The following is a 7,080-nucleotide window of genomic DNA, read 5'->3' as shown; positions in this document are numbered from 1 at the left end:
CTGTTGTCAGCCGTTTTTTACCGTTCCGGGCATCCTCAATCTCCCTTAAGGCCGTGTACCGTATCTGCAGCGAGAAACCTGACGCACATCCAGTCAGCTCTAATCCCGCCAGCCGGATTCAGCCGATGACATTTCATGTAAAAGTCGCTACCATCCCGGCAACCTTTTGCGGAAATAAATGGCAGCGAAATGAAATTTGTCTCTTTTAACATCAACGGCTTGCGCGCACGTCCCCATCAACTGGAAGCGCTAATTGAGCAGCATCAGCCCGATGTCATCGGCCTGCAGGAAACCAAAGTCCATGACGATATGTTCCCGCTCGAAGACGTTAGTAAGCTCGGTTACAACGTGTTCTATCACGGCCAGAAGGGCCACTATGGCGTTGCCCTGTTAACCAAAGCGCAGCCGATTATGGTACGACGCGGCTTTCCCGGCGATGACGAAGATGCACAGCGCCGCCTGATCATGGCAGAGATCGCCAGCCCGATTGGTGACATCACCGTGATTAATGGCTACTTCCCGCAGGGCGAAAGCCGTGACCACCCGCTCAAATTTCCGGCGAAAGAGAAGTTTTACCGCGATCTTCAAAGCTACCTTGATCAGCAGTTAAGCGCTGATAAGCCGGTACTGATCATGGGTGACATGAACATCAGCAGTACTGACCTGGATATCGGCATCGGCGAAGAGAGTCGCAAACGCTGGCTGCGCGCCGGTAAATGTTCGTTCCTGCCCGAGGAGCGCGAGTGGATGGACCGCTTACTGCAGTGGGGCCTGGTAGATACGTGGCGCGCGAAAAACCCGGACGTTGCGGATCGCTTCTCGTGGTTCGACTACCGGTCAAAAGGCTTCGATGACAATCGCGGCCTGCGGATTGATCTGCTGCTCGCCAGCCAGCCGCTGGCATCACGCTGCATCGACAGTGGGATAGATTACGACATTCGCGGTATGGAAAAACCCTCCGATCACGCGCCGATCTGGTCCACCTTCGCGTTGTAAGAGAGATATGTGGCGCAGGCGCGCCACATAGGTTTATTTGATAATCTTCCAGATTAACGGATTGGTGCCCAGCACCTTCTCATCACGTGCGCACTGCAGCAGCACGCCCTCCGCCTTCACCACCGCGCCCTCTGAGTAGTTGCGGTTTTCATAAATGCAGCATTGCAGACAGTCCCGCTGACGGTTTTGCCCCTGCGTCCACACCTCTGACGGCATATCGACCACGACATCAGTATTGGTGCCCATATGCCCACTCTCAGGCTGGCGATTAGCCAGCGCAGACGCGCTGCATAACAGCACGCCACTGAGCCACAGCACTGCATAACGCATGATTACGTCTCCTTCGTTTTGCGCCGGGTAGTTTTCGCTTTACTGCGTTTTGGCCCGGTCGCGGCTAAACCCCGAAATGCCTGCAGCGAGGGACGCTGACGAGCTTCGCCAATCAGGCCGATCAGGGTGCTGACCAGCGGCTGCATAAACTCATCATAGCGGCAGGCTTTTTCACTGATGCGGGTCAGAGTGGATTCCCATTGCGCCGTCATATCAGGCCGCGCTGCCATCTCTGGCAGCGCATGGATCAGCGCCCTGCCCGCATCGGTAGAGTGAATATAGCGACCCTTTTTCACCAGGAATGAACGGCGGAACAGCAATTCAATAATGCCGGCACGCGTCGCTTCCGTACCTAAACCATCGGTCGCGCGCAGCACTTTCTTTAATTCTTTATCCTGCACGAAGCGTGCGATACCGGTCATGGCGGAGAGCAGCGTAGCATCGGTAAAGGGCCGCGGCGGCTGCGTCTGCTTTGCCAGCACTTCGCCGCGCTCGCACAGCAGCTCATCGCCCTTGCTTACCACCGGCAGCGGCGTACCGTCATTCTCTTCGTCGCGCTCTTTACTGCCCAGCAGCGCACGCCAGCCCGCTTCGGCAAGAAAACGCGCCTTCGCTATAAATTTACCGCCACCGATATCCAGATCGATCACGCATTTGCGGAACACCGCATCCGGGCAGAACTGCATCAGATACTGCCGGGCAATCAGGCCGTAAATATTGGCTTCATTGTCGCTCAGGTTAACGTTGCTGGCGCGCGCCGTCGGGATAATCGCATGGTGCGCATCCACTTTCTTATCGTCCCAGCAGCGGTTTTTCTGATCCGGATTGAATTCCGCCGGGGGAGACAAATTCGGCTGATGCGCCCGAATAGCGTTCAACACCGCCTGCCGGCCAGCGTAATGCTCCTCTGGCAGGTAACGGCTGTCGGAGCGCGGATAGGTGATAAGCTTATGGGTCTCATACAGCCGCTGGCAGCAGTCCAGCACGTTCTGCGCGCTCAGGCCAAACCGTTTTGCGGCCTCAATTTGCAGACTGGAGAGCGAAAACGGCAGCGGCGCAATCTCCGATTCCCGTTTATCGTTATACCCGGTAACCCGTGCCGGTTTACCGTTGATGCGCTCCAGCACATGCTCCGCCAGCGGACGGTGCAGCAGACGTCCCTCTTCATCCTGCCACGGCTCACAGGCATCGCTGGGAATCCAGCTGGCAATAAAACGCTCATCCTTTGGCGTGACGATGTGCGCCTTCACTTCAAAGTAGTCTTTAGGAATGAAGTTCTCGATCTCCTCATCGCGCCGTACGACCAGCCCCAGCACCGGCGTTTGTACCCGTCCTACAGAGAGCACGCCATCGTAGCCGGCGTTGCGACCCAGCAGCGTCCACGCGCGCGTCATATTGATGCCGTACAGCCAGTCGGCACGAGCGCGCGCCAGCGCAGAGACGCACAGCGGGATAAATTCGCGATTTTCGCGTAAACGCCCTACCGCTCGCTCCACCGCCGACGGGTTAAGATCGTTAATCAGGCAGCGCTGCACCCTCTGCCGCTTCTCGGGTGGTAACTGCAGATAATCCAGTACCTCATCAACCAGCAGCTGGCCTTCGCGATCCGGGTCACCGGCATGGACCACTTCGCTGGCCTGCAGCAGCAGGCCTTCAATCACTTTGAGCTGTTTGGCGACGGAGGGGCGCGGTTGCAGACGCCACTTCTCCGGAATAATCGGTAGATCGGCCAGATTCCAGCGCGCGTAACGGCTGTCGTAGCTGTCCGGCTGCGCCTGCTCAAGCAGATGCCCGACACACCAGGTCACTACCTGGTCATTACCACAGGCAATATAGCCATCGCCGCGCCGGTGCGGTTTAGGCAGCACATCAGCGATCGCGCGCGCCAGGCTGGGTTTTTCAGCAATAAACAAACGCATGGATGGCGTCGTTCCTCAACGTCAGGTCACTACAGTAATTAAAGGGTGTGCGCTATCTGCCGCCAGCAGCTCGCCGATCGCTGTCACCTGCACGCCAGCCTGGGCCGCGCAGTGAAGAAACTTATCGGCCTCATCGGGTAGCACGGCCACCAGCAGCCCGCCGGAAGTTTGCGGATCGCACAGTAGCGCACATGTGGCGTCATCCAGTTCAGAGACCTTCATGCCGTAGCTGGCAAAATTGCGCTGCGTGCCGCCCGGCACGGCGCCCGCAGCAATGTAGTCATCCACGCCCGGCAGACGCGGCACCTGTGCAGCGACAATCTCAGCCCGCAAGCCGGAGCCCTCGCAAATCTCGCCCAGGTGCCCCAGCAGACCAAAGCCGGTGACATCAGTCATTGCACTTACGCCCGGCAACCGGGCAAATTCCGCACCGGCATTGTTGAGCTGGCACATCACCTCTGCGGCCAACGATTGATGCTCTGGCCGCAGCAGCCCTCTCTTTTCTGCTGTGGTAAGGATACCGATGCCAAGCGGCTTGGTAAGAAACAGCTGGCTGCCCGCCTGTGCGGCGCTGTTCTTTTTCACCCGGTCAACCGCAACGATGCCGGTCACGGCAAGACCAAAGATCGGCTCCGGCGCATCAATGGAGTGGCCCCCCGCCAGCGCAATCCCGGCGGCCTGACAGGCCGCGCGGCCCCCTTCGACCACCTGCTGCGCTACCTCCGGGCTCAGGACATTTACCGGCCAGCCAAGAATGGCGATCGCCATGATCGGCTTGCCGCCCATGGCATAGATATCGCTGATGGCATTGGTGGCGGCGATGCGGCCAAAGGTAAAGGGATCATCCACGATCGGCATAAAGAAATCGGTGGTGCTCACGACCGCAGTGCCGTTGCCGAGATCGTAAACGGCAGCATCATCACGCGTCTCATTGCCCACCAGCAGTTGAGGATCGTGAAAAGCGGTTAATTCACTGCGCAGGATGGTTTCGAGCACCTGCGGCGAGATTTTACAGCCACAGCCAGCCCCGTGGCTGTATTGCGTCAAACGAAGTGGTTCACTCATGGCGGGTTCCTTATGCGCTGAACAGTGTGCGCTATGTTAGCCTGGCTGCCAGCCGGTGGTAAGTGCTGCGCGAGCGAAGCCCGATCTTTCGCACAGCCACTGTGCAATCTGTGCAACACCTGCCACCTAGCCGCAGAAGCCCGCCTCAGTCTGTCAGAAATAACTGACAAACTGCGCCGTATCCGGCGCGACAACTGTGGTGCTGGCCTTTAACTGCGGCGTGCCCAGATAGAGAAAACCGACAATCGCATCCTGCTCGCGGCAGCCGAACGCCTCACGTACGCGCGAATTATCGGTCCACGGACCGCTGCGCCAGATACCGTTAAAGCCCTGTGCCACGGCAGCCATCTGCATAGCCATTACCGCACAGCCCGCCGATAAGAGCTGCTCCCAGCGTGGCACCTTCTCTGACTCAGCACAGTGCGCCACTACCGTGATGATCATCGGAGCACGAAACGGTGCCGCAGCGGCTTTAGCAATCGCCTTTTCATCAAGATTACCGTCACGCGCCGCCTGCTCCAGCAGCGCGCCAAAACGATCGCGCCCCTCATTTTCAACAATCACAAAACGCCACGGCTGCAGCGTGCCGTGATCCGGCGCGCGCATGCCCGCATGCAGGATGTTTTGCAGCACATCTCCCGCCGGCGCTGGCTCTGTCAGACGCGATGCGGAACGGCGGTTTACCAGTAGATCCAGTGCATCCATTACGACTCTCCCGTGAATAATAAAAGCGTGGGCTAATCCTGGCACAGCGCGATCTTTTGTAACAGTCTGGCGCGATTTCCTGCTGACTTTTCGCACGCTGCTCTTTAGGATGGAGCCGACATCGGGGCAGACCGCATGGCGACTGCCCTGGCTACGTGAATATGGAGAGTTTATGCGCACATTGTGGCGAATTATTGCCGGCCTGTTCCGCTGGAGCTGGCGGGTGCTGAATTTTATTCGGGAATTTATTCTGAATGTTTTTCTTATTGTTTTGATTCTGGCGGGCATCGGCATCTGGCTGCAGGTCTCCGGCAGCAACAGTAGCGAACCGGTGCAGCAAGGAGCGCTGAAGGTCGATCTGAGCGGCGTGCTGGTGGATAAACCTTCGGTCAGTAATCGTCTGAGCCGCATCAGTCGCCAGCTGCTGGGCGCCAGCAGCGATCGCCTGCAGGAGAATTCACTGTTTGATGTGGTAGACGCCCTGCGCCAGGCGAAAACGGACAAAAATATCACCGGCATCGTGCTGGATTTACGTGACTTTGCCGGGGGCGATCAGCCTTCGCTGCAATATGTCGGCAAGGCGCTGCGGGAGTTCCGCGATACGGGGAAACCGATCTTCGCCATTGGCGATAGCTACAGCCAGGCCCAATATTACCTCGCCAGCTACGCCACCAAAGTCTATCTCTCGCCGCAGGGCACCGTAGATCTGCACGGCTTTGCTACCAATGGCCTTTACTACAAAACGCTGCTGGAGAAGCTGAAAGTCAGCTCACATGTGTTCCGCGTAGGTACCTATAAATCGGCAGTGGAGCCCTTCCTGCGTGATGATATGTCGCCGGAAGCGCGCGATGCCGATAGCCGCTGGGTGGGTCAGCTGTGGCAAAACTATCTCAACACGGTATCAGCTAACCGTCAGATTACGCCTGAGCAACTGTTCCCTGGTGCAGCCGGCGTGATTGCCGGACTGCAGGCCGTAGCGGGTGATACCGCTAAATATGCCCTGAATAACAAGCTGGTTGATGTGCTGGATACGCGTGCCGCCGCCGATCAGGAGCTGGTCAAGACTTTTGGCTGGGATAAGGCCAATAACGATTACCGTAGTGTCAGCATTTACGACTACAACGTGAAGCAGCCCCCGCAGGCCAGGACGGTAACATCGCCGTTATCCTTGCCAGCGGCGCAATCATGGACGGTGAAGAGAGCGCCGGTAACGTGGGTGGTGATACGACCGCAGCGCAGATCCGCGATGCGCGTCTTGATCCAAAAATCAAAGCCATTGTACTGCGCGTTAATAGCCCTGGCGGCAGCGTGACGGCATCAGAAGCGATCCGTGAAGAGCTGGCGGCAGCACACGATGCCGGTAAGCCAGTCGTGGTATCGATGGGCGGCATGGCAGCATCCGGAGGTTACTGGATCTCCACGCCGGCGGACTACATCGTGGCGGCGCCCTCCACCCTTACCGGCTCCATCGGCATCTTTGGCGTGATTAACACCGTGGAAAATAGCCTGAGCAGCATTGGCGTACACACGGATGGCGTGGCGACCTCACCGCTGGCCGATGTGGCAACGACCAAAGCGCTGCCGGCTGAAGTGCAGCAGCTGATGCAGCTCACCATTGAGAATGGCTATCGCAACTTTGTCGGCCTGGTGGCGGCATCGCGCCACAAGACACCGGAGCAGATCAATGCCATCGCGCAGGGCCACGTCTGGACCGGCAGCGATGCCAAAGCTAACGGGCTGGTTGATGCGCTGGGTGATTTTGACGATGCCGTCGCGAAAGCGGCTGAGCTGGCAAAAGTCGCGAAACCTGAACTGAGCTGGTATCAGGACGATCCGGGTATGCTTGATCTGCTGCTGAATCAGATGAACGCTTCGGTACAGGCAGTGCTGCCTGCCGCGCTGAAAGTGTGGCTGCCCGCGCCGATGCTGGACGTGATGAGCGCGATGAAAGCCCAGCCCGGCCTGCTGGATAATCTGAACGATCCGCAGAACCGTTACGCCTTCTGTCTTAACTGCGGCAACGTACGTTAATCTTTACAGCCCGGCCGCTGGTCGGGCTGCTTTT

6 protein-coding genes and 1 pseudogene are annotated in these 7,080 nt (G+C 58.1%); 3 read left to right on the top strand and 4 right to left on the bottom strand.

All coding sequences use genetic code 11. From position 1 onward, the window contains the following. A partial coding sequence (locus tag HA48_RS22240; RefSeq protein ID WP_208613092.1) for a hypothetical protein occupies positions 1-209 on the top strand: 209 nt, incomplete at its 5' end. After that, positions 190-996 (top strand): exodeoxyribonuclease III, encoded by an 807-nt coding sequence (gene xthA, locus HA48_RS01365; RefSeq protein ID WP_128599437.1) that lies wholly within the window; start codon positions 190-192, stop codon positions 994-996. The genes HA48_RS22240 and xthA, both read left to right, overlap by 20 nt. A 33-nt stretch (positions 997-1,029) precedes the next feature. Here the strand turns inward: xthA and HA48_RS01360 are convergent, their stop codons facing one another. The 4 genes from HA48_RS01360 to HA48_RS01345 form a co-directional block, all read right to left on the bottom strand. Then, positions 1,030-1,326 (bottom strand): YnjH family protein, encoded by a 297-nt coding sequence (locus HA48_RS01360; protein WP_128599436.1) that lies wholly within the window; start codon positions 1,324-1,326, stop codon positions 1,030-1,032. 2 nt (positions 1,327-1,328) lie between these two features. Continuing rightward, a complete protein-coding gene (locus HA48_RS01355) occupies positions 1,329-3,245 on the bottom strand; it encodes a DNA topoisomerase III (protein ID WP_128599435.1) in 1,917 nt (638 codons plus the stop codon). Between the two features lie 21 nt (positions 3,246-3,266). Continuing rightward, positions 3,267-4,310: a selenide, water dikinase SelD gene (gene selD / locus HA48_RS01350; protein WP_128599434.1), complete on the bottom strand. Its 1,044-nt coding sequence runs from the start codon at positions 4,308-4,310 to the stop codon at positions 3,267-3,269. Between the two features lie 153 nt (positions 4,311-4,463). Further along, the gene (locus tag HA48_RS01345) at positions 4,464-5,015 is read right to left on the bottom strand and encodes an NAD(P)H nitroreductase (RefSeq protein ID WP_128599433.1); all 552 of its coding nucleotides are present in this window, start codon (positions 5,013-5,015) and stop codon (positions 4,464-4,466) included. 172 nt (positions 5,016-5,187) lie between these two features. On the opposite strand from HA48_RS01345, the pseudogene sppA reads away from it, so the two are divergent. Beyond that, positions 5,188-7,046, top strand: a pseudogene (sppA, locus tag HA48_RS01340) (signal peptide peptidase SppA). The last annotated feature ends 34 nt before the right edge of the window (positions 7,047-7,080 follow it).

It is taken from the genome of Pantoea wallisii (genome assembly GCF_002095485.1).
GTDB classification, from domain to species: domain Bacteria; phylum Pseudomonadota; class Gammaproteobacteria; order Enterobacterales; family Enterobacteriaceae; genus Pantoea; species Pantoea wallisii.
The sequence above is the reverse complement of the archived record's forward strand: the minus strand, read 5'-3'. Positions and strand labels throughout refer to the sequence as shown.